This is a genomic window from Aeromonas sp. FDAARGOS 1411, from assembly GCF_019047125.1.
Taxonomy (GTDB): domain Bacteria; phylum Pseudomonadota; class Gammaproteobacteria; order Enterobacterales; family Aeromonadaceae; genus Aeromonas; species Aeromonas veronii.
In genome coordinates, this window is sequence record NZ_CP077214.1 from 1,874,296 (window position 1) to 1,900,856 (window position 26,561).

Consider the following 26,561-nt stretch of genomic DNA (forward strand, 5'->3'; position numbering starts at 1 on the left):
ACCATGGTGGTAGAAAGTGAAGGCTATATCTCGCTGATCGAGTATCTGGTGGAGAGTTTGGGATTGTTTGAATCCCAGCAGCAGAACGATGGTGAAGAGACCATCGAAGATCTGGTCAGTGGTCGTGTTGCCAGCAACCTGATGGCCATTTGCGAGCAAAACCCCCAGCTCGATCCCAAGGTGCGTTTCGCCATCATGCAGGAGGCCGACGCCGTGGTCGCCGATCTGGAAGAGGTGCTCTCCGCCGTCTGGCTGCGCGCCCCGACCCCGGAACAGAAAACCTTCCTCATCGAGTTTATCGATCTCATCAAGAACCTGTTCGACAGCGCCATCGGCTGATCTGCCGTCCGGCTCTCCCGCCCAACGCAAGATTTCAAAGCAGCAGATAAGGAAAAGGGCCGCCTTGGTGGGCAGCCCTGCTTGCTATCATTTTCAACCCGCCAGTGCGTTCATTCATCAGGCGGTTATCAAGGCAAGAAATGTGTCTGGACTTTGCATCCGATCCCTGGACGCTACCTAGTTAGTCCCGACTGGTCGCAATAAGTTCCCTCCTCCGACCATTTATTTTCACTTTTATTAAGAAATCGACTACAAACCTGTTCAGCGGTTCAGGCTGGGCGGCAAACAGACTCCAATGCCACCCAATCCGCAGTAACCATCCGGATTTTTCTCCAGATATTGCTGATGGTAATCCTCTGCGTAATAGAAGGGCGCCAGCGGCAGAATGCGGGTGGTGATGGCGCGACTGTCGCCGCTTGCCGCCATCGCCTGCTGGTAGGCCGCCATGCTCTGCTGGGCAATGATCTGCTGGCTCTCGTCGCCATAGAAGATCACCGAGCGATACTGGGTGCCAATGTCCCCACCCTGACGCATCCCCTGCGCCGGGTCGTGCTGCTCCCAGAACAGTCTGAGCAGGTCGCCGTAGCTGATCACCGCCGGATCAAACACCACCTGCACCGTCTCGGCATGACCGGTCAGGCCGCTGCACACCTCTTTGTAGGTGGGATTCTGGGTCACGCCGCCCTGATAACCTGCCGCGGTGGAGTAGACGCCCGGCTGCTGCCAGAACAGGCGCTCCACGCCCCAGAAGCAACCCATGCCAAACCAGGCGATCTCCATGTTCTCGGGCCAGGGACCCTGGGTCGGGTTGCCATTCACCGCATGCTGCTGACCAATCACCATCGCTTCGCGCCGTCCCGGCAGGGCATCTGCCGGTGAAATAATCTGTTCCATGAATTCTGTCCTTGTATAAAACCCTGTGAAATCACACAGCTGACGAAAAGGAGCATCGAAGATAGCAGTTTATCGCGCCGGATCAACCGGCGGGCCCCTCCCCGCTCGCCCCGGCGGCCGTCTGCACCGTCCGTCACCCTTTCCCGATCCGCACTGCCAAGCCGCTCCTCGTAGACCAGAAACGGCCAAAATCAATATTTAGTCTTGATTTGTGAATTAATTTTCATATATTGAGCCAATCGCTGTTTTTTTATGGAAGAAATATCAAGTGCGTGAACGCGAACCCAGTCTGGTCAATGCCTTCCGGCAATCCACCCCCTATGTCAATGTGCATCGGGGTGCCACCTTTGTGCTGATGATGGGGGGAGAAGCCATCTGCCACCCCAACTTCGCCAATATTGTCAGCGATATCGCCCTGCTGCAGACACTGGGCATACGCCTGGTGCTGGTGTTTGGTTCACGTCCGCAAAACGATGAAGCGCTGGCCCGCGCCGGTATCGAGGCCCAGTATCACAAGCGGATCCGGGTCACCGATGACGAGAGTTTTACCATCATCAAGCAGGTGTGTGGCGGCCTGCAATATGACATCACCGCCCAGCTCTCCATGGGGCTCGCCAACACCCCCATGCAGGGGGCGCGGATCAGTGTGGTGAGCGGCAACTTCGTCACCGCCCAGCCGCTGGGGGTAGATGATGGCATCGACTTTTGCCATAGCGGCCGGGTGCGCCGCATCGACGTGGAGGGGATCACCCGCCAGCTCGATCAGAAGAGTCTGGTGCTCATCTCCCCCATCGGCTGCTCGGTCACCGGCGAGAGCTTTAACCTGAGCTCCGAAGAGGTGGCCCGCCGGGTGGCGGTCGACCTCAAGGCGGACAAGCTCATCTGCTTCAGCAGCACCCAGGGGGTAATGGACAGGCGCGGCGAAGCTATCTCCGAGCTCTTCCCCGAACAGGCCGAAGAGCTGCTGGTAGAGCTGGAGCAGGCTGGCGAAGAGATGTCCGGCACCGCCCGCTATCTGCGCGCGGCAATTGCCTCCTGCCGTGGCGGAGTGCCCCGCTCCCATCTGGTGAGCTATCAGGATGATGGCGCCATGCTGCAGGAGCTGTTCAGTCGCGACGGCCTCGGCACCCAGATAGTGCGGGAAAGTGCCGAGCAAGCCCGCGCCGCCACCATCGAGGATATCGGCGGCATTCTGGATCTCATTCGCCCGCTGGAGGAGGAAGGGATTCTGGTGCGCCGCTCCCGCGAGCAGCTGGAGATGGAGATCGACAAGTTCACCATCATCGAGCGCGATGGTCTCATCATCGGCTGCGCGGCCCTCTACTGCTTTATGGAAGAGGCGATGGCGGAGATGGCCTGCGTCGCCATCCACCCCGACTATCGCAACTCCAACCGGGGAGATCAGCTGGTGGCCAAGGTGGCCGAGCGGGCCAAGCGGCTTGGCATTCGCCGCCTGTTCGTGCTCACCACCCGCTCCATCCACTGGTTCCGGGAGCGGGGCTTCGATCCGCTGGAAGTGGAAGATCTGCCGGTGGCGCGCCAGCGTCTCTACAACTGGCAGCGCCGTTCCAAGGTTTTGTCAAAGACAATTGCCTAAGCCATTGATTCTGCGTTGAGTTAGCCGACAATTTGAACTTTTTCACAAACTCGATTGACAGTGCAATCCAACGCAGGTTATTTCTAAATGCACTCCACCACCCTGGTGGAGCCAGAAGAGGAGCGCTGCCCAGGCAGCCCAAGGGAGGACGCCAGCGTCCGGTGAACTTGGGTCAGGGGGAGCAGCGCCGAGACGAGTGAGGAGACTGGTAACCTCAACGTCGGCTGCGGGGGCTGAATCCCCCGGGTTGTCATCGGTAGTGATCATCCCCCACCGCGCCCTGTCAGGGGCGGTACGGGATGGGCTCTGCAGGTGGAGTGCTTCTGGCCGGGATAGCTTCGTTCATTCCTGCCATTTTCAGCCTCCTCCTCTCTTTTTTGCCCGATGGAACCGGAATCTTAAAATAAGACAGGAGTAAGCAATGAGCCCGATCAATGTCGCCAAATTTGGCGGAACCAGTGTCGCCAACTTCCCGGCCATGAATCACTGCGCCGACATCGTGCTGGCCAATCCCGCCACCCGGGTGGTGGTGCTGAGCGCCAGCGCCGGTGTCACCAACCTGCTGGTCGCCCTGGCACAAGGGGAGCTGGACGAAGCGGGCCGCGACGAGCATCTGGCCAAACTGGCCGGGATCCAGCAGGCCATTCTGACCGATCTCGGCAACCCCGTTGATGTGAGCGCCCTCATTCATGGCCAGCTGGACGAAATTCGCCTCATGGCCCAGCAAGCCCACCAGCATACCGATGCGGAGCTGGCCGATCGCCTCATCGCCTGCGGCGAGCTGATGTCTACCCGCCTCTTTACCGAACTGCTGCGCCAGCGCGGCGTCAAGGCCCACTGGCAGGATGTGCGCCAGCTGATGCGCACCGACAGCCGATTTGGCAAGGCCACCGTCGATCTGGCCACCACCCGAACCCTCTGCCAGCAGACGCTGGGCCCGCAGCTTGGCGACAGCCTTATCATCACCCAGGGCTTTATCGGTGCCGATGGCGATGGCCGCACCACCACGCTGGGGCGCGGCGGCTCTGACTACAGCGCAGCCCTCTTGGCCGAAGCGCTCGATGCCGCCAGTATCGAGATTTGGACCGATGTGCCCGGCATCTACACCACGGATCCGCGCCTCGTCACCCGCGCCCGTCCCATTCCCGAAATCAGCTTTGTCGAAGCGGCCGAGATGGCCACTTTCGGCGCCAAGGTGCTGCACCCCGCCACCCTGCAACCGGCGGTGCGCCAGAATATTCCGGTGTTTGTCGGCTCCGCCAAGGATCCTGCCGCCGGTGGTACCTGGATCCGCGCCAGCACAGATTCAAGCCCGCTGTTTCGCGCCGTCGCCCTGCGCCGCCAGCAGGTGCTGGTGACCCTGCACAGCCTCAACATGTTCCACGCCTACGGCTTTCTGGCCGAAGTGTTCGGCATTCTGGCCCGTCACCGCATCTCGGTCGACCTCATCACTACCTCGGAAGTGAGCGTGTCACTGACGCTGGATCACACCGGCAGCCAGAGTAACGGCGAACCGATCCTGAGCGACAAGGTACTGGCCGAACTGGGGCAACTCTGCAAGGTGGAGGTGGAAACCGGTCTGGCACTGGTGGCGCTCATCGGCAACCGGATGAGCGAAGTGAACGGGGTGGGCAGTCAGGTCTTTGACGCCCTGCGCGAGCACAACATCCGGATGATCTGCTACGGCGCCAGCGCCCACAACCTCTGCTTCCTGGTCAAGGAGAGCGAGGCGGGCAATATCGTCAATCGTCTCCATCAGGAGCTGCTGGACTGACCCTCACCGCTAGGCAATTTCGAACACGCAACAGGGCGCCAGCAAGGCGCCCTGTTTATTTGTATTCCGCGGATGTGTTAGCTCAGGCAAGGCTGGTGGCAGGCAACTGGCAGGCCACGGCTTCCCGGCGCAGCTGCTGCAAGCGGGCCAGCAGCCCGGTCTGGCCGAGCTCCGTCTCCTGAGGCGAGAGATTGTCCACCAGCAGCGGATAGTGATCCGTCACCGCCTGCATCAACCAGTCGAGGCGACGCAGGGTGAGCGGGCCGCAGCTCTGGCCGCTCAGATCATCGGCCACATCGAGCCGGTGGCTGCGATACATGTCCCGCCACCAGTTGGCGACCAGCGCCTCGTCGCTCGCCAGCGCGGCGCTCCACTCCCCTTGCAGGGCGTGCAAGCGGGCCAGCACGGGCGCGCTGGCCCCTTCGCGGATCAGGTGGTGGATCTCCCGTTTGACCCATTTCAGACAAAGCTCGCGCCAGTAGCGAAATTGCGGCAGAGGATCGGCCTCATCGAGCCAAAGCCCGGAGAGGGTGCGGGTCTCCAACCGCTCCGGTACATGGAACTGCGGGTCGACCAGACCGTTGGAGTTGTATTCAAAGCGGGGATCGAAGGTCCACATATAGCCAAAGTCGAACACGCAGATCTGCTCGCCGTCATCGAGCAGGTTGCCCGGGCTCGGGTCCCAGTCAAACCAGCCCCAGCGCGCCAGCTCACCCTGCACCTCCAGCATCTGGGCCAGATTGCGTTCGTTGAGCTGATGGACGGGCACACCCCGCAACCAGGGGGAGACCAGCACACCGGCCCGCGCCGAGCCGAAGCTGGTGCAGACCACGTGGGAGAGGACAGTAGGATGCAGCTCGCGCAGCGCCTCGATTTCGCGCCGCCGCTCCAGCTCGGTCAGAAAGGCGGTCTTGCCATCGAGGTTGGCCACCAGTGAATCCTGACGGCGCCGCTTGAGGCACCAGTGATGCCCCTCCACCTTGAGGTGAAACACCTCGGCGGTGAGACCGTGGCGATAGACCTTGACCACAGCCGGATGGCTATCCTTCAGCTTGACCAGTTGGGCCAGCGGCAGCGGGCAGTCGCGCTCGCGTCCGATCCGGATCTCTTCCTTGCTCTCCAGCATGCGCAGCAATCTGGCCTGACGTGCCATCACTTTGGGATTCATACATGTACCTCCAGTCGCTATCGAGAGACTAAACAGCAGATCCCTCCCAAGCCAGTGGCAAAACCCCATGATGACGCTTTCATCACATATTCCGAACAACCCCTCGATCGGGATCACAATTTGCAAGGTTGAGCTGTAACCAAATATTCATTAAGTGGTCATTAAATTGACAAGCTGAAACAAGGCCCGCACCATCGGGTCAAACTCTATGCGGATGAACGATCTCTCCCTCACTCGCTCAAAGGATGAGCTTATATGAATCGCCCCTCCTCAGGCCGCCCCCGCGTCCTGAGTCTGCCCTCTCTGCTGCTTGCCCTGCTGGGCGGATTGCTGCTGCTGACCCTGTTGTTGCCGCTGATCAATCCCGGCAACTGGCTGGGCCGTGCCCAGCCGCTGGTGCTGGGCCCCGCCGACAATCCACTGGCCACCCTCACCCGCCACGCCCTGCTCTATAAAAGCGACAGCCGCGGCCTCTATCTGGTGGTACGCAGTCAGTGGCAGTTGCGAGGGCCATTGCAAGCGGGGGACAAGGTACGGGTAGAGCTGCTCAACGACAAGGGGGAGCGGATCGACCAGCTGAGTCAGGCGGTGGATAAGCGTCAGGTGTGCCGCAATCACCGCTGTACTCTGGATCTCAACAGCACCCTGCGCGCCCCGGACGATGCGCTGGCCAGCCGTTATCAGCTGCGCATCGGTCTGCTGCTCAAAGATCGCCCCGAGAGCGGCGACTTCAGCCAGATCCTGCAAACCCTGCCGGAGCAGGGCTTCAACCTCACCTATCTGGTAGTGAGCCTGACGCTGGTGCTGGCCCTGAGCGCCGCCGTGCTCAAGACGGTGCTGCCAAAGCTGCGCCGCAGCCTGCGCTGGCGGATCATCGGCAGCCTGCTGCTCGGCAACCTCACCTTCGTGCTGCTGCACGGCTTCGTGGTGTTCAAGCTGGGGGAGTTTCTGCTCTGGTCAGGCTTTCGCCCGGAGCACTACTATCTCGCCTGGGGCAGCATGGTGCTGGGCTGGAGCCTCTGCGCGCTGGCAGGCTTCAACCTCTATATGGGGCTGGTCTTTACCGCGCTTTCCGGTATAGGCCTGCTCGCCAACTTTATGAAGATCGCCATCTACGGCGTGCCGCTCGGCGGGGATGATTTTGGCAACCTGCTCGCGCTGCTGCGGATCCTGCTCGACCAGCACCCCATCCTGCCCATCTTCATCGTGTTGCTGGCACTGTTTCTCTGCTGGCGCTTTGCCCTGTCACGCTGGGTGTTGCGCACAGCCGCGGCCACCGTCGCCTTCTTTGCCCTGTGCGTCTTTGCCACCCAGACCGGCAACAAGCTGCTGGGAGCCAACATTCGCTACGTGGATCGCGCGGTCAACTACCACAGGGACATCATCCGCTCCGGCCCCGGCCTCTATCTGTTCAATCTGGTGGACGAGATGCTGCAAAGCGGCAGCGTGTTTCGCTACCCCTTGCAGATCAACGAGCTGACCCCGCAGCTGAGCTATCCGCCCCAGGGCATAGCGCCGCGCTGGGATCTGGTGATCGTGCTGCAATATGAGTCGCTCTGGCTCGACTGGAAGGGGCGGATCTGCGCCCCGGCTCCCACCCTCGCCCTGCCCGCCAGCGTGCAGCAGTGGCAAAAAACCATCCACTCCCCCACCACCGGCGGCATGACGGTGCTGGCGGAGTTCGAGATGAACACCGGCCTGCCGGTGGGCTTGCTCAAGCAGGGGGTGGTGCCCTACTACTACCTCTCGCAGCAGGTGCCGGGGCTGGCCCAGAGCGCCAGACAGAACGGCTACCAGACCCTGTTCGCCCACCCCTATGTGGAGAAGTTCTGGGGCCGCGCCAAGGCAATCCCGGCGCTTGGCTATGAGGAGCGCTGGTTCGACACCCGCTTCACCACCCTTGAGCACAAGGGGCTTTATATCTCCGATGATGCGCTGATCGACCACCTGCTCAAGCGCAGCGAACAGGATGACAAACCGCTGTTTGCCTATGCAGTCACCATGCAGGGGCACGGCCCCTTCGATGGCCCCCGCTATCAGGGGCAGGAGCGCAGCGGCGCCTGCCCGAACCAGAGCGAGAGTGACACCCAGCTGCTCAACACCTACTACACCGGGGTGGTGGATGCCATGGCCTCGCTGGAGCGACTGCTCAAGACCCTAGACCAGTCGGACAAGCGCTATCTGGTGGTGGCCTTTGGCGATCACCAGCCGTTTTTGATGTCCGCCGGCAAGGGCATTCACGGTGACAAGCCGGCGCGCGATGCCACCTACCAGATCCCCATGATGGCCTTTGCCCGCGCAGATGATCCCCTCAATCTGGCGACCCAGTTTGCGCCGGTGCGCCAGCTCTACCAGATGGGTCAGGCCACCCGCCAGCTGCTGGCGGGGGATATCACCCCCATCGAAGAGAAGCCCCTGCTCCATCCGGTGCTGGGGGAGGAGAAAGGGTTCGACCCTTCAAGCCTGGTGCCGCAGATCCGCGCCAGCTTCCGGCCCGATGCCCTGCCCTGATCCCTCCCCATAAAAACAGACAAGGCCGCATCCGCGGCCTTGTTATTGGACATTCATTTCGCCCTCATTCTGCTCGCCACCATGGCTCCAGCAAGGTGAGCTGCTGGCGGTCGAGATCGAGCGCCACCTCGATACCCAGCGGCAACATCAGCATGGGGTGGGTATGGGCGCAGTCAAACTCCGCCAGAATGGGGAAGCTCGGCTCCCCCACCACCTCCAGCAGGATATCGAGGGGGCGCTTGCCGCTACCCTGATCGTTGAACAACTCGTGCTTGCCGAGGATAAGCGCGCCGATCCGATCAAACACCCCGCACAGCTTGAGGTGGGCGAAGGAGCGCTCCAGCGTCTCGGCAGATTTCAGGCTGTCCTCCAGCAGCAAAATGTCCCCGTGCTCGATGGCCGGCATATAGGGAGAACCCCAGATCCCCGCCATGGTGTTGAGGTTGCCGCCGATCAGTCGCCCCACTACCTGGTCAGAACCCATCGAGATCAGCCGATTGGGCTGGCACTGCTTGGCCCGGGCCTGGTTCTCCCAGTCTAGCCGTTCATCGCTCCATTGTGCTGGCGTAGGCAACGTGCAGGGGACGCCAGCGTCATCGGCCAGCACAATCTGTAAAAAACTGGCCAGCGTCTCATCCACCAGCGGCGGCAACTCGCCAAAGGAGGCCACCAGCGCCGGGCCATAAAAGGTAACCAGGCCAGTTTGGGCATGGATGCCGAGCAGCAGCGCCGTCACATCGGAGTAGCCAACAATGATCTTGGGATCGCGCCTCAGCGCATCAAAATCGAGGTAGGGCAGCAGGGAGTTGGAGTTGCTGCCGCCAATCACCGACATGATGCAGCGCACTTCTGGGTCGCGAATAAGGGCGTTGAGCTCCTCGGCCCGCGCGGCGATGGAACCGGAGCGCCAGTGATCCTGCTGGCCGGTGAGGCTGCCCGCCTTGAGCCTAAAGCCCTGCCCCTCAAGAAAGGCTTTTGCGCGGGCAAAACGGTTGGGTGCCCAGGCGGTCGCCGCGCTGGAGGGGGAGAAAAAAGCGATGGTATCGCCACATCGGAGCAGCGGGGGAACCAATAACGTCATGACACACTCATCCTTGCCAATATCCAGCCATCGCAGAGTCGTTGAGACTCCTACACAACCCCGTTGATCACAACGGGTTTATCACTATCGTTTAGAAATACCAAACACTTTATTCATTATTAACAGATATTCTAAACACTATCCCCTTCCTAGAATGACCTCATTGCGATGGCCAACCCCGGTTGGTTGTCAGAACGGTCGGCCTGACAGCCCGGATGTTCTCTTTCCCACTTTTTCTCTCTGACTTATCAATGAGGTGCCTGTCATGAACAAAAACGCATCCCCCAGCGCATTGGTTGTAGAAGGCGGCGCCATGCGCGGCATATTTGCCAGCGGCGTGCTGGATGCGTTTATCGAGCATGACTATCGCCCCTTCGACTTCGCCATCGGCGTCTCGGCGGGGGCCACCAACTTGCTGGCTTATCTCGCCAGCCAGCATGGCCGCAGCCACGAGATCCTGACCAAACTGGCATGCAGCCAGCAGTTTATGGATCCCCTGCGTTTTGCCAAGGGGGGCAATCTGGTGGATATCCACTGGCTGTGGAACACCAGCTGCCGCAAGTATCCCCTCGACATTCACGCCTACCGGGAGACCGGCATCCCCTTCTATGCGGTGGTGACCAATACCCTGACCGGCAAGGCGGAGTACATCCGGGTCAAGCCGGAGAACATGAACGAGGTGCTGCCCGCCAGCTGCGCCATTCCCCTCGCCTCCCACGAATACCCGGAGGTACACGGGGTACCGATGACAGATGGCGGGGTGGCCGATTCCATCCCGGTGATCGAGGCCTACCGCCGCGGTGCCCGTCACCTGACGGTGATCCTCTCCGAGCCCCTTGGCTATCGGCTCAAGCCGATGCCCTTCCCCTGGATGATCCGCACCCTGCTCAAGACCCGCCCCGCGCTGGCACAGGCGCTGGAGCAGCGGGATCGCAGCTACAACGAGGCGCTCGATTTTATCGCCAATCCGCCGGAGGACTGCCAGATCGAGGTGATCGCCCCGGCCGACTACTTCCCCGTTTCCCGTTTTACCCGCGATATCAACAAGCTGGAGATGGGATACGTGATGGGCAAGTGCGCAGGCTATCAGGCCGCCCTGCTCAATTGATAAGGGTTTTACAGGCATGACCCGACCTGCCGCGACGTACGCGCCGCCAACACAATAACAATCGGGTCAGTTGAGCAACATGAGTCATAAAAACAGACCGTGGCGAGGCAAGCGCGGCCAGAACCGGTGCCAGACACCCTGACCGGCCCGCGCCTCATCCCTATGCCAGGGCATCTCACCCTCATACAAGGTGTTTATTTATGTCGTTTCTTCTCACCCATCCCGCGCTGGCGCAGCTGTTCGAGCGGCTGCTGCCCAATTACCGGATCATGGCGCCCGCGGCCGAATATCGGGGCGGCCGCTTCTCCGACACCGACAACGTCACCTACCACAGCATCCGCCATCCGGCCGATCTGGTGTGGCAGGAGAAGTCCCACTTCTCCCCGAAAGAGGTGGTGCTCCCCATCACCCAGACCCTGTTCCACTTCGACAATCTGGAGCTGCGCGAATCCAAGGTGGAGGCCAAACCCACCCTGCTGTTCTTGCGCAGCTGCGATATCCACGCTCTGCGCAGGCTGGATCAGGTCTACCTGAAAAATGGTCAGAACAGCGACGTCTACTACGCCCGGCTGCGCAGCAAGCTCAAGCTGGTACTGCTGGAGTGCCGCGAGAGCTTCGAGAACTGCTTCTGCGTCTCCATGGGCAGCAACGAGACCCAGGACTACGCCGCCGCCATTCGTCTGAGCGATGAGGGTGCCCGCATCGAGGTGAAGGATCCCGAGCTGCTCGGCTACTTTGCCGAACTGGGTGAATCCGACGACTTCACCCCGGAATTTGTCCAGAGCAACCCGGTCAAGGTACGCACCCCGGACAGCGTCTGTGACGACCCCCAGCGGATCCGCCAAATCCTCACCGCTCATCCGGTCTGGGCCGAGTACGACAGCCGCTGCATCGGTTGCGGCCGCTGTACCACCTCCTGCCCGACCTGCAGCTGCTACAGCGTGCACGACCTCACCTATGCCGAGAACCCCCATCAGGGTGAGCGCCGTCGCCAGTGGGCCAGCTGCATGGTGGATGGCTTCAGCGACATGGCCGGTGGCCACGGCTTTCGCACCAAGCATGGCGAGCGCCTGCGTTATCGCGCCCTGCACAAGGTCAACGACTACAAGGCCCGTCAGGGAGAGGAGCACATGTGCGTCGGCTGTGGCCGCTGCGACGATCGCTGCCCTCACTACATCTCCTTTAGCAACATCATCAACAAGATGACCGATGTGGTCGAACAGACCATCGCAGCCGACAACGCGCAGGGGGCGAACTGATATGTGCCAGTGCCAGCAAACCGCAACAGCAGAACCGCAGCAGGACGTGGTCGAAAACCGCCTGCTGCCCAAGGCCTACACCATTCTGGCCATCGAGCGTCACACCGAGCTGGAGTGGAACTTTCGGGTATCACGCGACTTTGATGTCCACTACGGCCAGTTTGTGGAGATCTCCCTGCCCACCGTCGGCGAAGCGCCCATCTCGGTCTCCGACTATGGCGATGGTTATGTGGATCTGCTGATCCGCAAAGTCGGCAAGGTAACCGATGCGCTGTTTGCCCTCGATGTGGGCGACAAGGTGTGGATGCGCGGCGTCCACGGCAACGGCTATCCGCTGGAGACCTACCGCAACCAGCACCTCATCGTGGTGGCGGGCGGCACCGGCGTCGCGCCGGTCAAGGGGCTGCTGCGCCGCTTCAGCAAACATCCGGAAGAGGTGAAGTCCCTCGACATGATCCTCGGCTTCAAGAACGAGCAGGCGGTGCTCTATCGCCAAGAGATGCCGCTCTGGGCCGAGCAGCAGAACCTCATCGTCACCCTGGACGAGGGCAAGGAGAGCGAGCAGTTTCGCATCGGCCGGGTCACCGACTACATCGACCAGCTGGATCTCGCTGACAAGGAGGATATCCAGGTGATCGTGGTCGGCCCCCCCATCATGATCCGCTTCGTGGTGCTCGCCTTCCTCGAACGGGGCATCCCCAAGGATCGCATCTGGGTCGACTACGAACGCCGCATGGCCTGCGCCGTGGGCAAATGCGGCCACTGCCGGATGGGCGACACCTATATCTGCGTGGATGGACCGGTCTTTCGTTTTGACCAGGCCCAGCATCTGATCGACTGAGGGAGAACACCATGAGTCTCGATATCGACATCATCAAGGCCCGCGCCAAGAACGAATACCGCCTCTCCAAGGTGCGCGGCGAAGCGATGATCAGCGTACGCATTCCCGGCGGGATCATGCCAGCCCACCTGCTGGCGGTGGCCCAGCAGATCGCCGAACAGTACGGCAACGGCCTGATCCACCTCACCACCCGCCAGAAGCTGGCGATGCCCGGCATCAAGTATCAGGACATGGACAAGGTCAACGCCGCCCTCGAACCCTTTATCAAGGAGATCGAGGTGGAGACCTGCGGCATCGAGGTAGAGGACACCACAGCCGGTTACCAGACCATCGGCGGGCGCAATATCGTCGCCTGTCAGGGCAACACCATCTGCCAGAAGGGCAATATCGACTGCACCGGGCTGGCCCAGCGGATGGAGAAACACCTCTACCCCAACCCCTATCACCTCAAGATGGTGATCGCCGGCTGCCCCAACGACTGCGCCAAGGCCAACATGGCCGACTTCGGTATCCTCGGCATCGCCAAGATCCACTTCAATGCCGAGCGCTGCATCGGCTGCGGCGCCTGCGTCAAGGCGTGCAGCCACCACGCGGTGGATTGCCTCGCCATCAAGCATGGCAAGGCGGTCAAGGAGGAGAGCAAGTGCATCGGCTGTGGCGAGTGCGTGCTGGCCTGCCCGACCCTGGCCTGGCAGCGGGATCCCAAGCAGCTCTATATGGTCAAGCTGGGAGGACGCACCAGCAAGAAGACTCCCCGTACCGGCAAGCTGTTCCTCAACTGGGTAACCGAAGAGGTGCTTCATGCGGTGATCAAGAACCTGTTCGAGTTCGAGGCCGAGATGCTGGATGGCAAGCCCATCTACCTGCACATGGGTCACCTTATCGACCGGGCCGGTTATCACAAGTTCAAGGAGCGGGTGCTGCGCGGCGTCACCCTCAACCCGGAAGCCATGGTCGCTGACCGCATCTTCTGGGCCGAAGATCAGTACGTCGCCAACATGCACGTCAAAGCGGTGCAATAGGAAAAACCTCGTTTGGGGAAGCGTGATCAAGTGGCCGACACCGGTGGGGATCTGTCGTTGGCCCGGGCGTAGATCACCCTTCCCCTTTTTTATTCCCGTCGGGGGATCTTTCCCCCGGCCATCCGGGGTGCGTCACGGCGCGCCCTGCTATCTCGCCCGGCGCGGCATTGCGAGCGGGCCAGCATCCGGAGCCTGTTATGGACTTTCTCCCTCTCTTCTGTCAGCTGCAAAACAAGCCGGTCCTGATCGTCGGCGGCGGTGAGGTGGCGGTGCGCAAGGCGCGCCTGCTGCTCGATGCCAAGGCGAAGATCACCATCAATGCCCCGCATCTGGAACCCCAGCTGATGAGCTGGGCCGAGCAGGGTCGCCTGACCGCCTGCGCCGCCAGCTTTCATCCCGAACTGCTCGATGGCAAGTGGCTGGTGATCGCCGCCACCAACCAGCAAGAGGTCAACCAGCAGGTCTTTCATGAGGCGAACCTGCGCCAAATCTTCTGCAATGTGGTGGACTCTCCGGCCCACTGCAGCGCCATCATGCCCGCCATCATCGACCGCTCGCCGCTGATGGTGGCCATCTCCAGCGCAGGCGCGGCGCCGGTTCTAAGCCGCCAGCTGCGGGAAAAACTTGAAGCCATGCTGCCGCAACACCTCGGCCAGCTCGCTGCGCTGGCGGGCAAGCTGCGCGAGCGGGTCAAACTCATTCCGGACAAGCTGGCCCGCCGCCGCTTCTGGGAGCGACTCTTTAGCCATGAGCGACTGGCATGCCAGCTGGCGCGCGGCCAACAGCAGGCGGCCGAGCAGAGCGTCACAGAGCTATTGAATGAGCCGCTGCAGAGCAAGGGAAGCGTAACCCTGGTGGGCGCCGGCCCCGGCGATGCGGGACTGCTTACCCTAAGTGGTCTGCAACAGTTGCAGCAGGCGGATGTGGTGGTCTATGACCGGCTGGTCTCGCAGGAGGTGTTGGCGCTTGTTCGCCGGGATGCCGAGCGGATCTTTGTTGGCAAGGAGGCGGGCCGCCACTGTGTGCCCCAGCAGGCGATCAACCAGCTGTTGCTGGAACAAGCGCAGCTGGGCAAACAGGTGGTGCGGCTCAAGGGGGGCGATCCCTTTATCTTTGGCCGGGGTGGCGAGGAGCTGGAAACCCTGGCCGAGGCGGGCATCCCCTTCTCGGTGGTACCGGGCATCACGGCTGCATCGGGTTGCGCCGCCTACAGCGGCATTCCCCTCACCCACCGCGATCACGCCCAGCGGGTGCAGTTCATCACCGGCCACGACAAGGAGGGCAATATCGCCCAGGAGTGGTCAGCGCTGGCGGCCCCCCGCCAGACCCTGGTGTTCTACATGGGGCTGGCCCACGCCGCCCGCATTCAGGATGCGCTGCAAACCCACGGCATGCCCGGTCACACCCCGGTGGCGCTGGTGGAGCAAGGCACCCAGCTCAGCCAGCGGGTGGTGCGCGGCGAGCTGCAGCAGTTGGCCGAACTGGCCCGTCAGGTGAAGAGCCCGAGCCTCATCATCATCGGCTCGGTGGTCACTCTGGCCGACAAGCTGAACTGGTATGGGGAAGCCAACGCCATCCACGGCATCTAACCCCGCACGGCTATCACCCAATAGAGACAACAAAACAGAGAGCGGCCATGCCGCTCTCTGTTTTTTTCATCAATGACCAAGCCGTGGCACGGCGCGTCTGTTACTCCAGAGTGATGGGGCCGGTGTTCTGAACATCGCTGTCATTCCAGTCGCTCTCATTTCGAATACGCGGATCCCCCTGCAAGGTGTAGAGGATGGTGCCCTGACGAAACTGCAGAGCGCCATCGGCCCGCTTGGCCTTCACCTTGACTCCGTTGACCCACACCTGCTCCTTGCCATCCACCTGAATATTGGCCACCGTGGCGCCTGTCTCGCGGTTCTTGGCGATCCACTTGCCCTGATAGGGTGAGTCCCCCTTGGCCATCGGCAGTGCGGCGGCCTTGCCCGCCGACCAGGCGTGCACGGTGCAAAAGCCGTGGGCTCGGCGATCATGCTTGATGACGTAATCCAGGGTGGGTTCGCTGGCGGGCAGATCGAAGGTGATCCCGATGACCACCTTGCCGCTTGTGGCCGAATAGGCGGCGGGCGCCAGCGTTTTCAGGGTCGCCTTCTTGCCATTGATAAAGACGTTGCCCCCTTGCGACTTGACCCGGATATCGGTGGGGCAAGTGGCGCTGAAGTTGGGCAGCGCCGCGAGGGCACTGCCGGCATGGGCGGTCATGGCCAACATGACAAGGGTCAGCAGAGCAGGTTTTTGAATCATAGTGATACGCCTTCAAGAGAAGAGAACCTCGTCCGTGAGCGGTGTCGTTCCTGATGGCGGCACTCTAGCTTGACCCTCTCGGGCTACCCAGTTAAAAAAAATAAAACCGGCCAGCGGAATTATTAATAAATATAAATATTTAAAATCAATGAGTTGAGTGATAACCCTGCCAGCCACCACGTATCAGCCAGCAATAAAAAAGCCGATAACCCGGTTATCGGCTCATTGCCCATGCAGAAGTGGATGCCCGATCAGACCACCACGGCGGTGCCACTGATGCTGACCATCAGCATGCTGCCATTTTGCCCCACCACTTCGTAGTCGATATCGATGCCGACCACTGCGTTGGCACCAAGGGCCGCGGCGCGCTCTTTCAGCTCATCGAAGGCGATCTCGCGGGCACGGGCCAGCTCTTTTTCATAGGCGCCAGAGCGGCCGCCGATGATGTCGCGGATCCCGGCGAAGAGATCCTTGAAAATGTTGGCGCCGAGAATGGCTTCGCCAACCACGATGCCGCGGTATTCACGAATGGCTTTGCCTTCCAGCGTGGGGGTCGTCGAGAGGATCATCTTGAACTCCTGTGAGTAGCAGAAGGGCTCAGACTACCCCAACTGCCCGAAAATCCCAACTGGGGGGGTGACCTGTACGACGCCGTCCTTAAAAATCACGACGGCCAGATAAAAAAACACCGCGCACGGGGCGCGGTGTTTGTTTCAGAGGGCCATTGCCAACGGCAAGCCGTCACGGATTGTAAGAGACCACCGAGCCACTGAGGCCGGTCATCTGGGAGATCCGCCCCTGCATCCCCTGCAGTTTGGCCTTGGAGACATCCGGCCCGATAAAGACCCGGTTGAGCTGACCCTGCACCGGTGTGCGCGGCGAGGTGTGGGCAGAGTAGCCCGCCGCCCGCAGCTTGCTCACCAGCGCGTTGACGCTGTCGACGTTCTTGAAGGCGCCAAGCTGAAGGATCCAGCTGCCCTGCGCCGGTGCCGCAGCAGGCGCGGGAGTGGTCGGCTGGGTCATCTTGCTTTCAATCAGATCGTCGAGGGACTTGATCTGACCCGCCTGCGGCTTGGTCGGTGCGGGTGCCTTGGCCACTTCAACCGGTTTGGCTGGCGTCGGCTTGGGTGCTGGCTTTGGCGGTTCTACCGGTTTTTTGGCCACCACTTCCGGCTTGGGCTGTGGCTTGGGTTGGGCATTCTGTTGCGGCTGAACCGGTGCCGGTGCGGCAGGGGTTGTCGCCGGCTGCGCACCGTTGCCCTGACCGGCGAGGGTCATGGGGTCAGCCACCTCTTCCACTTGCCACTGCTGGGCCGCAGAGGCCTGTTGCTGGCTGGCCAGATGATCGGCTGGCAGGCTGCTGGCTGCCGAGACCTGCAGCGCAGGCTTGGCAGGCTCCAGCTCGGGGCGCAGCGGGATCTTGGCAAAGGCCTCCTCCTTTTGTGCCAGCTTGTGACCATCCAGCAAGTCCGGCAGGAAAATAACAACCAGGGCCACCAGGATGACGGTGCCCACCAGACGGTTTTGAAACTTCGAGGCCAAGTTGAATCCTACCTTTACGTAACTCAATATGCGATTTGGCTCCCCGCCCGAAGGCCGGGGGGCCGGAGTGTGGCCTAGACGGCGACACCCGCCAGAATGTCGGCGACAGTGTAAAACGAACCAAACACAATGACCATATCGTCCGGACTCGATGCGGCCAACGCTGCCTGATAAGCGGCGCTGACATCATCAAACTCTCTGGCAGGCCCCTTGCCCTCCCCCAACGCCGCAGCCAGTTGCGTTGCGGTGGCGGCGCGCGGGCCGGTGAGACTGGCCAGATACCACTCGCCAATCAGGCCATCGAGTTCGGCAAGGGATCCCGCCATGTCCTTGTCTTTGAGCATGCCGACCACGGCGCGGCGCACACCCGTGCAGGGCATCTTGCGCAATTGCGCGGCCAGATAGGCCGCCGAATGGGGGTTGTGGGCCACATCGACGATCACCAGCGGCGCACTTTGCAACTGCTGCATCCGGCCAGCCAGCCGGGCATTGGCCAGCCCGTCACGAATGGCGGACTCCGGCAGCGGCAAGCCGAGGGACTCCAGCGCCGCCAGCACGGTCACCGCGTTCATCAGCGGTAGCGCCGGTTTGGGCAGATCCCGCCACTGGTTTAGGCCGTGATAATCCCAACCGCTCTCGTGCTCATCGCCACGAAAATCGATACCGACCTGACGCAGGTTGGCGCCAAGACGCTGTGCTTCGCTCGCGATAGTCGCAGGCGGATTGGGCTCGCCACTGATGGCGGGTTTACCGGCGCGATAGACCCCAGCCTTCTCCACCGCCACCGCTTCGCGGGTATCACCCAGCCAGTCGCAGTGATCGAGGGCAATGGAGGTGATCATCGCCACATCGGACTCCACCACGTTGGTGGCGTCGAGCCGACCACCCAGCCCCACTTCCAGCAGCAGCACATCGGGGGCGGCTCGGCAGAAGAGCCACAAACCGGCCAGGGTGGCGAACTCGAAGAAGGTAAGGGCAATCTCGCCGCGAGCAGCTTCCACCTCGGCAAAGGCGGCGCAGTGATCGCTGTCGGCCAGCTCTTGCCCGTTGACCCGCACCCGTTCGGTAAAGCGCAGCAGATGGGGCGAGGAGTAGACGCCGACCTTGTAGCCTGCGGCCATCAGAATGCTGGCCGCCATGGCACAGCTGGAGCCCTTGCCGTTGGTGCCCGCCACCGTGATCACCTTGAACGGCAGCTGGGTGAGACCCATGCGCCGGGCAACGGCACCGACCCGATCCAGCCCCATGTCGATATTGACCGGATGGATCTGCTCCAAATAAGAAAGCCAGTCGACAAGCGACCGGCTTTGGGATTGTTGCATGTTTGAACTCATCTTCACTCTTCGATGACGTGAGTATTCAGCATTTTGGCGAGCAGGCTGGCCAGACGGTTACGCATTTCACGGCGATCGATGATGATATCGATGGCACCCTTTTCCAGCAGGAACTCGGAGCGCTGGAAGCCTTCCGGCAGTTTCTCGCGCACGGTCTGCTCGATAACGCGCGGGCCGGCAAAGCCGATCAGCGCCTTGGGCTCGCCCACGTTGATGTCACCCAGCATCGCCAGACTGGCAGAGACGCCACCCATGGTGGGGTCGGTCAGCACGGAGATATAGGGCAGGCCCGCCTTGGTGAGTCGGTCCAGCGCTGCACTGGTCTTGGCCATCTGCATCAGGGAGAACAGCGCTTCCTGCATGCGAGCACCACCAGAGGCGGAGAAGCAGACCAGACCGCGGCCTTCCTTGATGCACTCCTCGACGGCACGCACGAAGCGGGCACCGACCACGGAGGCCATGGAGCCACCCATGAAGGAGAATTCGAACGAACAGGCGACAACCGGTACCCCTTTGAGGGTCCCTTTCATCACCACCAGCGCATCTTTCTCCGCCGTCTCTTTCTGAGCGGCAGACAAACGATCCTTGTAGCGCTTGGAATCCTTGAATTTCAGTACATCCTGCGGCTCCAGCTCGGCACCGATCTCGGTACGACCCTGCTCATCGAGGAAGCTCTCGAGACGGGCGCGGGCGCTGATGCGCATATGATGATCACACTTGGGGCACACTTCGAGGTTGCGCTCCAACTCTGCCCGGTAGAGCACCTGTTCACAAGCACTGCACTTGGTCCACACCCCTTCCGGAATGTTGTGACGACGGGGCGCAGTGATCTTGCTCTTGGGAAGAATCTTCTCAAGCCAGCTCATGGAATTCCTTAATGCTTTTGTGCCTGACAAAACGCATCGAGCCTAGATTGTTCAATGACTTAATAGCTCGATGGCAACAAATGACGGGTCATTAAACCACAATTTTTCGGGCGCAGTTACTAAAAACTGGTCGTACCCGGTGCCGAGTCCGGCAGCCACAGCGGGCCGAGCGGCAACTGTGGCAGAGCAAACTCGGCCGGGTAATCCACGTCGACCAGATAGAGGCCACCGGCCTTGGCGGTCGGCCCGGCCAGATTGCGATCCTTGGCAGCCAGCACCTCGGCAATCCACTCCACCGGTTTGAGCCCCTGCCCCACCAGCAGCAGGGAGCCGGTGATATTGCGCACCATATGGTGCAGGAAGGCGTTGGCCTTGATGTCGAGCACGATGTAGGGGCCGGAGCGGCTGACACACAGATGGGTCACATTGCGCCACGGGGTGTTGGATTGGCAGGCGACGGCACGGAAGGTGCTGAAGTCGTGCTCCCCCAGCAGGCTCTGGCCCGCCCGGTGCATCAACTCGGCATCGATGGTCTCGTGGTAGTGGCTGACGCCACTGCCGAGGATCGCCGGCCGGTAGTTGTGGTTGTAGATGACATAGCGGTAGCGACGGGCGGTGGCGCTGAAGCGGGCGTGGAAGCTCTCGTCCACCTGCTTGACCCAGCGCACGGCGATATCCGGTGGCAGGTTGGAATTGAGCCCCAGGGTCCAGGCCCCTTCGGCACGGTTCGCCTCGGTATCGAAATGGATCACCTGACCGGTCGCATGGACACCGGCATCGGTGCGTCCGGCACACTGGATGGAGACAGGGTGGTTGGCAATCCGGCTCAGCGCCGTCTCCAGTTCAGCCTGCACGCTGATCACTTCACGCTGACGCTGCCAGCCGAAATACCGGCTGCCGTCATATTCAATACCTAGGGCAATTCGCATGGATAAACTTGTCTTGTTGTGAAAACGCAGTGAAAGAAACGGGGCGGATTATACGCGCTCAACCTGAAAAGTCCCACCACAGGCGCAATTGGCCTGGATTGCGAGCCTGCTCGGCCATGATCCCCCTATCGCAACTCGCCAAAAGAAGAGGGCAGCCTGCTGGCTGCCCTCGTTTTGCTGATCCCGTGATGGGAAATGCTTTAGCCCAAACGCTTGAGCAACTTCTCGGCTTCGGCGCGCTGGTGATCGCTACCCTGCTCCGCAGCCTCTTGCAGCAGCTCGCGGGCGCTATCCTTGTCGTCAATCTCGAGGTAGGCACGGGCCAGATCCAGCTTGGCACCCACACCGCCGTCATCGGCATCCACGTCAAATCCGGTGGATTCCGGCAGCACCTCGGGGAAGCCATCGAGCCCCACATCCAGCGAGAAGCCCTGATAAGGCTCCTGCTCCGGCGCGGTGGCATCCGCTTCGGCCAGCAGCTTGTCGATCTCGACGTAGCCGCTCTCTTGCGCCTGCTCACGGGGCTGGAGATCTGCCGGATGAGATTCCACCTCGGCGAACGCATCTTCGAAATCGGAGAGCGCCAGCTCGTTGGGATCCCACTCCAGATCCAGCTCCGCTTCCTTCGCCTTGACAGGCTCAAGACCGAGCTCGGCCAGCATGGCATCCGCACTCTCGTCAGCGTCCTCTGCGGCACTGAGATCAATGGCGTTATCATCTTTGCCAGCAGCAGGCTCGTCGAGGGCATTGTCGAAATCGCCGAGATCGAAGCTCGCCAGATCGTCGTCAGCGGCACCGACTTCGTCGATGGAGCTCAAATCGGGCTCGAGGTCGGCTGAGAGATCCGCATCCAGCTCGGCAAACAGGGCTGCCTGCAGCTCCTCTTCGCTCATGATCTCGTCAGCGGCCTTGGGCTTGGGGTTGAACTCGCTGGCCAGATCCATGGCGGGCTCGTTGGCCAGCGCGATGGGCTCATCCAGCGAAAGATCGAGATCCGGCACCAGGTCCGGGTCACGACTGGCTGGCTGGGCCGCCATCCGCTCGGGTTCAAAGCCCTGCAGCTCCATCTCGCCGTCGTCGCTGAACACCAGATCAACATCCGGCTTGGCGGCCGGCTCGTCAGGCTCCATCGGCATAAAGCCATCGGGGGTGTTGAGATCCGGCACCGGGCGTACCGGCTCGTTGTCGGTCACATCGACGCTCAGCAGATCATCAAACTCGCTCTGCTCCTGATCCATCATCATGGCGGTGGATTCGGAGAGGCTCTTCTCCTGCTCTTCCAGCTCTCGGCGAGCACGGGCACGCAGCCACAGAGTCACCAGCGCCAATACCAGCAGCACCGGCAGCAGAATGATCATGGCGAGGTTGAGCGGTGAGGAGAGCAGATCCATCAACCAGTTTTTCTCAGGCTCAGGCTCGGCTGCCACCGGCGGGACCGGTTGGGCCTTGAGCTCGGCAATCTCTTTTTGCAGCGCGGTCTGATCCTGCAGCTGGGCCTTGAGGGTCTCCACCTCTTCGGTCAGGGATTGCAGACGCAGCTTGAGCCTATGGTTCATCTCGGTCACCTGGCCGAGCTGGGCATTGGCATCTTCCAGTGCCAGCGCCATCTCGGTAGCCGGTTTGCCCACCGGTTTATCCAGATCGGAAGGCAGAGGCGCCGGTGTGGTGCCTTCTGCAGCGCTAGGAGCAGGTGCTACCGCCTCTTTCGGCGCAGGCTCGCTCACCTTGGCCACTTCTTTGGTTTCGGCAGCCGGTTGCGGAGCCACCACCGGGGCGGGAATGGGGGCGGCTTTCGCCACTGGCAGCGGCGCAGGCGCAGCCTTCACCGGCTCGGTCTTGGCGGCTTCCACCTTCGCGGGTTTGGCGGCAGCCGGCTTGGCGGTATGGGCCTGCTTGTCAGCCAGATATTTGGGGCTTAACCCCTTCCAGCTGGCGTTGTCGCTGCGGAACTTGGCGCGGGCCTGTGCATCAGTGATGACGCTCGCCTCGGCCGCGGTCGGCAGCAGAATGCGGGAACCCACCAGAATGTGGTTGATATTGCCATCGGCAAAACTGCGGGGGTTTTTCTCGTAAATCGCCACCATGGTCTGGTAGACGCTGACCCGATTGGAGGGGCGATATTTGCTCGCCAGGCTCCATAGGGTATCGGTCGGACGAACAGGGCCATAGCTACCGGCATTGGCAGTGACCTGACGCACCACCGGCTGGGCGGTTGCACGCACCGGTTGCGCCACGGGTCTGGCGACCGGCTGCGCCAGCGGCTGGGAATTGACGGCGGGAGGTGCGGGTTCGTCAGGGCCTTTTAGCTCGACAAAAAAAGGCTCCCGCGCCGAGTCTTCAGCCTGGACGGTGCCCAGCAGACCCAATGCGAGTAGCGTTGCCAATGTTATGCGGGAATGTCCCATATTCGTTCCTTCGTATGACGGCCCTATCACATTGAAAAATCTGGATAGTTACCCCAAAACAGTCGGTTCAATATAAATCAGGCTCGCCTGGCAAGCCAGCAGTCCGACACATTTAGCACCCAACTTGACCCTGAGTGTAGGAAAAAACTTAATCAGTTGATATCGCAACAGAATCTTGAAGTGACGGAGTGCGGCATGGGTCACACCCCGGTTTGATCACAGGCCGGATGCGCAGCACTCCCTGCTGCGCATCGGTGGCATCTGACCAGCCTTACAGATAGTCGCGAACCAGCAGCTCGGCAATCTGTACACTGTTGGTTGCCGCGCCCTTACGAACGTTATCGGCCACGATCCACATATTGATACCACTTGGATGAGAAATATCCTGGCGCACCCGACCCACCAGCACCTCATCCTTGCCGGTTGCGTCACGCACCGGGGTCGGATAGTCCCCTTCGTCATCAAACAGGGTCACACCCGGCGCATTGCGCAGCAGGTCCTTGACCTGTTCGGCATCGAGCGGCTGGTGCAGTTCGACGTGTACCGCCTCGGCGTGGCCGTAGAAGACCGGCACCCGCACGCAGGTGGGGTTCACGGCAATGCTGGCATCGCCGAGGATCTTCTGGGTTTCCCATACCATCTTCATCTCTTCACGGGTGTAGCCGTTGTCAGTGAAGCTGTCGATCTGCGGGATCAGGTTAAAGGCGATCTGTTGCGGATAGAGGGTCGGTTCCACCGGACGACCGTTGAGCAGATGAGCGGTCTGGCCCGCCAGCTCGCTGACCCCCTCTTTGCCGGAGCCTGACACGGATTGATAGGTGGCCACGTTGATGCGGGCAATGCCTACTTCGTCGTGCAGCGGCTTCAGGGCCACCAGCATCTGGATGGTGGAACAATTGGGGTTGGCGATGATATTGCGATTGCGAAAATCGGCCAGCGCATCCGGGTTCACTTCCGGGATCACCAGCGGGATATCTTCGTCGTAACGGAAACAGGAGGTGTTGTCGATGACGATGCAGCCGTGTTCGGCAGCAATCGGCGCCCACTTGGCCGAGACCTCGGCACCGGCGGAGAAGAGTGCGATCTGTACCTGGCTCCAGTCAAACTCCTCCACATCGAGGATCTCGAGGTTCTTGCCGCCAAAGCGCACGGTATCACCGGCGCTGCGGCTGGAAGCCAGCGGATAGAGGGTCGCTACCGGAAATTCGCGCTCTTCCAGGATCTCGATCATCGCCTGACCCACGGCGCCGCTGGCACCCAATACCGCTACGTTAAACTGCTGGCTCATTCTGTTCTCCTCTGATAATGCTGCAATGGCGCCGGGTGGCACCATGGTCGGCAGGCTCCCGCAAGGCGAGATGACGCTGCCTGATATGGCTGAGCTGGCGCAGCAGGATCTGCGCCAGCTCAGTAAAAAATGGGGTCGAGGTAGCCAGTACGGCTCACCCCTTCCGGTTATCTTCCAACTCCTAGTCCCCGATTCAGGGGCGTGACAGCGCAAATCCCAGCTCACCCAGCGCCTGGTCGGCAAACGCCCCCTCAACCTGCAGGGAGGATAGTTCACGGCGCTCGGGGTAGTGTTTGCGCTGCTCGTCAAAGCTGCCGGGCAGACCGAGTCGGGCACGGAAACGGGCATCATCGCGGCGCACGTCATAGACCAGATGCACCAGCTGCTTGATCAGCGCCTGATCCGGTGCGCGGCCCGGCACCACTGCCTGCACATCGGGGGCAGGCAACAGCTGACTCAAATCCTGACGAGGCTGGCGTCCCAGCTGCTGGCAGAGCGCCTGATAGAGCATCCAGGTGCCGCGCGCCTTCCCCTCCAGGCTGTAACCGGCGATATGGGGGGTGGCAATCTCGGTATGGGGCACCAGCGCTGCCAGTGGCTCGGGCTCGTTCTCCCACACATCCATTACCAGTCGCAATGGCGCATCGCTCAGCTGGCGTGCCAGCAAGGCCCGGTTATCCCACACCTCGCCACGGGAAGCATTGATCAGGATCTGTCCGGCAGGGCGCGCGGCAATCTGTTCGGCATCGAGCAGATGGTAGGTGGCATCCTGCCCTTCGCGGGTAATGGGCACATGGAAGCTAACGATATCGGCACCAAGAGCGGTCTGATAATCGACAAAGCCCGCATCGGGGGTATTACGCGCCTTGGGTGGATCGCAGCGCAGTACCCGCATGCCGAGCGCTTGGGCCTTGCCAGCCACGCACTCGCCGGTATTGCCCGCGCCAATCACCGCCAACGTCATGGCCGAGAGGTCGAGTTCATAGCGCTCCGCCAGCACCAGCAGGGCGGAGAGTACATAATCCCCCACAGAATACTTGTTGCAACCGGGGGCGCTGAAGAAGGGAATATTGCGGCTTGCCAGCAACGCCTTGTCCACATGGTCTGTGCCTATGGTGGCGGTGCCGACAAAGCCGAGTTTGGGGCTGGTCGCCAGCAAATCGCTGTTGACGCGGGTGACCGAACGCACCAGCAGCACATCGGCATCCTGCAGATCGCGGGCCTGCATCTGCCGCCCGGGCAAGGGGATCACCTCGCCAAATTCGGCAAACAGCTCCACGGCATGGGGCATATTCTCATCAACGACTATCTTCATCGGGCTCTCTTTGGTCACAACCGCCACGGGGGCGCCATTCTAGCGCAAAGCCGCCCGAGATTTCAGCCTGTGATGCAATCCGGCGCGAGAGGGGACCACATTGCGCGGCAGCCGCCCCATCCGCCCGCTCAAACAGAGGATGTCGCCACAAATGTGTAAGCAGAGGTAACAAACGTGCTGCGCGGCTTTGTCCGAGCATATCACGGTGGCACAATGCCCCTCTTTTTCGCGATCGCCCATACCCACCATGCCGCCACACGCTTCGTCGCTCCCAACGTCAACCGCCTCACTCACCCGCAGTCAGGTGCTTGGCTTCACTGCCCTGTTGATCCTGCCCCTGTTACTGCTCGCCACCCTGCCCTGGCAGCCTTTTCTGACCGGCTCCCTGCAATCAGGCTGGCTATGGTGGTCATACGCCCTCACCCGCATGGTCGATATTCCCGGGATCGGGGTCAGTGGCGCCCTCTTGCTGCTGCTGACCCGCTACAAACTGAAACTGGAACTGACCCCCTTCATTGCGCTGGGATGCGCGCTGGCAGCCCTGCTCGCCAGCGACTGGGTGCTCAAAAGCCTGATCAAATACCTGACCGAAGAGCCCAGACCCTATCTGCTCTGGCTTGAGAGTCAGGCACTGATCCCTGCCATCAAGCACTTCTACGCCAGTAGCATCGATGTGCGCAGTGAACAGGTTCACGCCGCCAGCCAGTTGCTGGCCCTGCCAGAGTGGCTCGGCCACCACTGGCAGGCCGAGGTGAACTACGCCTTCCCCTCCGGCCACAGCATCGCCGCCATCAGCCTGGCCCAATTTTTTGGTCTGATCTGGCTGGCCCGCGCTCCCACGGGCGTCTGGCTGCTGCCATTGTGGGCACTGGGAATTGGTCTGTCGCGCATGGTGATGGGAATGCACTGGCCGGTGGATGTGCTGGCCAGCGCCCTGTTGGGGTCGCTCACGGCGCTGATTGCCGCCCGCTGGTGGCTGCACAGATATTGAATCCT

At 61.4% G+C, this 26,561-nt stretch carries 22 protein-coding genes and 1 riboswitch; of the genes, 10 read left to right on the plus strand and 12 right to left on the minus strand.

The window, feature by feature from the left end:
• Window positions 1-3 precede the first annotated feature (3 nt).
• Window positions 4-339: a DUF3802 family protein gene (locus I6L41_RS08230; RefSeq protein ID WP_005333735.1), complete on the plus strand. Its 336-nt coding sequence runs from the start codon at window positions 4-6 to the stop codon at window positions 337-339.
• A gap of 261 nt (window positions 340-600) precedes the next feature.
• Here the strand turns inward: I6L41_RS08230 and msrA are convergent, their stop codons facing one another.
• Window positions 601-1,233: a peptide-methionine (S)-S-oxide reductase MsrA gene (gene msrA, locus I6L41_RS08235; RefSeq protein ID WP_005352745.1), complete on the minus strand. Its 633-nt coding sequence runs from the start codon at window positions 1,231-1,233 to the stop codon at window positions 601-603.
• Window positions 1,234-1,501: 268 nt separating this feature from the next.
• Between msrA and argA the strand changes: the two genes are divergently transcribed.
• Window positions 1,502-2,830 (plus strand): amino-acid N-acetyltransferase, encoded by a 1,329-nt coding sequence (gene argA, locus I6L41_RS08240; protein ID WP_005345063.1) that lies wholly within the window; start codon window positions 1,502-1,504, stop codon window positions 2,828-2,830.
• 107 nt (window positions 2,831-2,937) lie between these two features.
• A riboswitch (Lysine riboswitch) is annotated at window positions 2,938-3,161 on the plus strand.
• Window positions 3,162-3,251: 90 nt separating this feature from the next.
• The gene (gene lysC, locus I6L41_RS08245; RefSeq protein WP_216963299.1) at window positions 3,252-4,604 is read left to right on the plus strand and encodes a lysine-sensitive aspartokinase 3; all 1,353 of its coding nucleotides are present in this window, start codon (window positions 3,252-3,254) and stop codon (window positions 4,602-4,604) included.
• 82 nt (window positions 4,605-4,686) lie between these two features.
• Here lysC and I6L41_RS08250 read toward each other — a convergent pair whose 3' ends face one another.
• Window positions 4,687-5,772, minus strand: coding sequence for a hypothetical protein (locus I6L41_RS08250; RefSeq protein ID WP_005333743.1), 1,086 nt, complete (start codon window positions 5,770-5,772; stop codon window positions 4,687-4,689).
• 255 nt (window positions 5,773-6,027) lie between these two features.
• Here I6L41_RS08250 and I6L41_RS08255 point away from each other — a divergent pair, with 255 nt between their 5' ends.
• Window positions 6,028-8,283, plus strand: a complete 2,256-nt coding sequence (locus tag I6L41_RS08255; protein ID WP_216963303.1) for an LTA synthase family protein — start codon at window positions 6,028-6,030, stop codon at window positions 8,281-8,283.
• Window positions 8,284-8,347: 64 nt separating this feature from the next.
• Here the strand turns inward: I6L41_RS08255 and I6L41_RS08260 are convergent, their stop codons facing one another.
• Entirely contained in the window at window positions 8,348-9,364 is a 1,017-nt protein-coding gene (locus tag I6L41_RS08260; RefSeq protein WP_216963306.1) for a S66 peptidase family protein, read from the minus strand.
• Between the two features lie 265 nt (window positions 9,365-9,629).
• On the opposite strand from I6L41_RS08260, the gene I6L41_RS08265 reads away from it, so the two are divergent.
• From I6L41_RS08265 to cysG, 5 genes are all read left to right on the plus strand, one after another.
• On the plus strand, window positions 9,630-10,472 hold the full coding sequence (locus I6L41_RS08265; protein ID WP_005333746.1) for a patatin family protein: 843 nt from the start codon (window positions 9,630-9,632) through the stop codon (window positions 10,470-10,472).
• A gap of 200 nt (window positions 10,473-10,672) precedes the next feature.
• On the plus strand, window positions 10,673-11,731 hold the full coding sequence (asrA, locus tag I6L41_RS08270; RefSeq protein WP_216963309.1) for an anaerobic sulfite reductase subunit AsrA: 1,059 nt from the start codon (window positions 10,673-10,675) through the stop codon (window positions 11,729-11,731).
• A 1-nt stretch (window position 11,732) separates the two neighbouring features.
• On the plus strand, window positions 11,733-12,572 hold the full coding sequence (gene asrB, locus I6L41_RS08275) for an anaerobic sulfite reductase subunit AsrB (RefSeq protein WP_144712705.1): 840 nt from the start codon (window positions 11,733-11,735) through the stop codon (window positions 12,570-12,572).
• An 11-nt stretch (window positions 12,573-12,583) separates the two neighbouring features.
• Window positions 12,584-13,594, plus strand: coding sequence for a sulfite reductase subunit C (gene asrC / locus I6L41_RS08280; protein ID WP_040066440.1), 1,011 nt, complete (start codon window positions 12,584-12,586; stop codon window positions 13,592-13,594).
• Between the two features lie 197 nt (window positions 13,595-13,791).
• Window positions 13,792-15,183, plus strand: coding sequence for a siroheme synthase CysG (cysG, locus tag I6L41_RS08285; RefSeq protein ID WP_216963313.1), 1,392 nt, complete (start codon window positions 13,792-13,794; stop codon window positions 15,181-15,183).
• A 100-nt stretch (window positions 15,184-15,283) separates the two neighbouring features.
• On the opposite strand, the gene I6L41_RS08290 is transcribed toward cysG, so the two are convergent.
• The 9 genes from I6L41_RS08290 to I6L41_RS08330 form a co-directional block, all read right to left on the minus strand.
• Complete coding sequence (locus I6L41_RS08290; protein WP_216963317.1) at window positions 15,284-15,886, minus strand: hypothetical protein; 603 nt, start codon at window positions 15,884-15,886, stop codon at window positions 15,284-15,286.
• 251 nt (window positions 15,887-16,137) lie between these two features.
• Complete coding sequence (locus tag I6L41_RS08295; RefSeq protein ID WP_005352756.1) at window positions 16,138-16,455, minus strand: heavy metal-binding domain-containing protein; 318 nt, start codon at window positions 16,453-16,455, stop codon at window positions 16,138-16,140.
• Between the two features lie 172 nt (window positions 16,456-16,627).
• On the minus strand, window positions 16,628-17,428 hold the full coding sequence (dedD, locus tag I6L41_RS08300) for a cell division protein DedD (RefSeq protein ID WP_040066443.1): 801 nt from the start codon (window positions 17,426-17,428) through the stop codon (window positions 16,628-16,630).
• A 74-nt stretch (window positions 17,429-17,502) separates the two neighbouring features.
• Window positions 17,503-18,762 (minus strand): bifunctional tetrahydrofolate synthase/dihydrofolate synthase, encoded by a 1,260-nt coding sequence (folC, locus tag I6L41_RS08305; protein ID WP_216963320.1) that lies wholly within the window; start codon window positions 18,760-18,762, stop codon window positions 17,503-17,505.
• A gap of 2 nt (window positions 18,763-18,764) precedes the next feature.
• Window positions 18,765-19,628, minus strand: coding sequence for an acetyl-CoA carboxylase, carboxyltransferase subunit beta (gene accD, locus I6L41_RS08310; protein ID WP_005333765.1), 864 nt, complete (start codon window positions 19,626-19,628; stop codon window positions 18,765-18,767).
• A 119-nt stretch (window positions 19,629-19,747) separates the two neighbouring features.
• Entirely contained in the window at window positions 19,748-20,557 is an 810-nt protein-coding gene (gene truA / locus I6L41_RS08315; RefSeq protein WP_005333773.1) for a tRNA pseudouridine(38-40) synthase TruA, read from the minus strand.
• A gap of 200 nt (window positions 20,558-20,757) precedes the next feature.
• Window positions 20,758-22,962, minus strand: coding sequence for a FimV/HubP family polar landmark protein (locus I6L41_RS08320; protein ID WP_201989245.1), 2,205 nt, complete (start codon window positions 22,960-22,962; stop codon window positions 20,758-20,760).
• A gap of 271 nt (window positions 22,963-23,233) precedes the next feature.
• On the minus strand, window positions 23,234-24,250 hold the full coding sequence (locus I6L41_RS08325; RefSeq protein ID WP_005344937.1) for an aspartate-semialdehyde dehydrogenase: 1,017 nt from the start codon (window positions 24,248-24,250) through the stop codon (window positions 23,234-23,236).
• 193 nt (window positions 24,251-24,443) lie between these two features.
• Window positions 24,444-25,565 (minus strand): 4-phosphoerythronate dehydrogenase, encoded by a 1,122-nt coding sequence (locus tag I6L41_RS08330; RefSeq protein WP_216963323.1) that lies wholly within the window; start codon window positions 25,563-25,565, stop codon window positions 24,444-24,446.
• Between the two features lie 247 nt (window positions 25,566-25,812).
• On the opposite strand from I6L41_RS08330, the gene I6L41_RS08335 reads away from it, so the two are divergent.
• Window positions 25,813-26,556 carry a phosphatase PAP2 family protein gene (locus tag I6L41_RS08335; protein ID WP_216963326.1) on the plus strand — a complete coding sequence of 248 codons (744 nt, stop codon included), beginning with the start codon at window positions 25,813-25,815 and terminating at the stop codon, window positions 26,554-26,556.
• The last annotated feature ends 5 nt before the right edge of the window (window positions 26,557-26,561 follow it).

What these genes read in the sequence shown, in the direction of transcription:
- I6L41_RS08230 (WP_005333735.1), top strand. Translation starts at nt 4, where the DNA reads ATGGTGGTAGAAAGTGAAGGCTATATCTCGCTGATCGAGTATCTGGTG.
- msrA (WP_005352745.1), bottom strand. Translation starts at nt 1,233, where the DNA reads ATGGAACAGATTATTTCACCGGCAGATGCCCTGCCGGGACGGCGCGAA.
- lysC (WP_216963299.1), top strand. Translation starts at nt 3,252, where the DNA reads ATGAGCCCGATCAATGTCGCCAAATTTGGCGGAACCAGTGTCGCCAAC.
- I6L41_RS08250 (WP_005333743.1), bottom strand. Translation starts at nt 5,772, where the DNA reads ATGAATCCCAAAGTGATGGCACGTCAGGCCAGATTGCTGCGCATGCTG.
- I6L41_RS08255 (WP_216963303.1), top strand. Translation starts at nt 6,028, where the DNA reads ATGAATCGCCCCTCCTCAGGCCGCCCCCGCGTCCTGAGTCTGCCCTCT.
- I6L41_RS08260 (WP_216963306.1), bottom strand. Translation starts at nt 9,364, where the DNA reads ATGACGTTATTGGTTCCCCCGCTGCTCCGATGTGGCGATACCATCGCT.
- I6L41_RS08265 (WP_005333746.1), top strand. Translation starts at nt 9,630, where the DNA reads ATGAACAAAAACGCATCCCCCAGCGCATTGGTTGTAGAAGGCGGCGCC.
- asrA (WP_216963309.1), top strand. Translation starts at nt 10,673, where the DNA reads ATGTCGTTTCTTCTCACCCATCCCGCGCTGGCGCAGCTGTTCGAGCGG.
- asrB (WP_144712705.1), top strand. Translation starts at nt 11,733, where the DNA reads ATGTGCCAGTGCCAGCAAACCGCAACAGCAGAACCGCAGCAGGACGTG.
- asrC (WP_040066440.1), top strand. Translation starts at nt 12,584, where the DNA reads ATGAGTCTCGATATCGACATCATCAAGGCCCGCGCCAAGAACGAATAC.
- cysG (WP_216963313.1), top strand. Translation starts at nt 13,792, where the DNA reads ATGGACTTTCTCCCTCTCTTCTGTCAGCTGCAAAACAAGCCGGTCCTG.
- I6L41_RS08290 (WP_216963317.1), bottom strand. Translation starts at nt 15,886, where the DNA reads ATGATTCAAAAACCTGCTCTGCTGACCCTTGTCATGTTGGCCATGACC.
- I6L41_RS08295 (WP_005352756.1), bottom strand. Translation starts at nt 16,455, where the DNA reads ATGATCCTCTCGACGACCCCCACGCTGGAAGGCAAAGCCATTCGTGAA.
- folC (WP_216963320.1), bottom strand. Translation starts at nt 18,762, where the DNA reads ATGAGTTCAAACATGCAACAATCCCAAAGCCGGTCGCTTGTCGACTGG.
- accD (WP_005333765.1), bottom strand. Translation starts at nt 19,628, where the DNA reads ATGAGCTGGCTTGAGAAGATTCTTCCCAAGAGCAAGATCACTGCGCCC.
- truA (WP_005333773.1), bottom strand. Translation starts at nt 20,557, where the DNA reads ATGCGAATTGCCCTAGGTATTGAATATGACGGCAGCCGGTATTTCGGC.
- I6L41_RS08320 (WP_201989245.1), bottom strand. Translation starts at nt 22,962, where the DNA reads ATGGGACATTCCCGCATAACATTGGCAACGCTACTCGCATTGGGTCTG.
- I6L41_RS08325 (WP_005344937.1), bottom strand. Translation starts at nt 24,250, where the DNA reads ATGAGCCAGCAGTTTAACGTAGCGGTATTGGGTGCCAGCGGCGCCGTG.
- I6L41_RS08330 (WP_216963323.1), bottom strand. Translation starts at nt 25,565, where the DNA reads ATGAAGATAGTCGTTGATGAGAATATGCCCCATGCCGTGGAGCTGTTT.
- I6L41_RS08335 (WP_216963326.1), top strand. Translation starts at nt 25,813, where the DNA reads ATGCCGCCACACGCTTCGTCGCTCCCAACGTCAACCGCCTCACTCACC.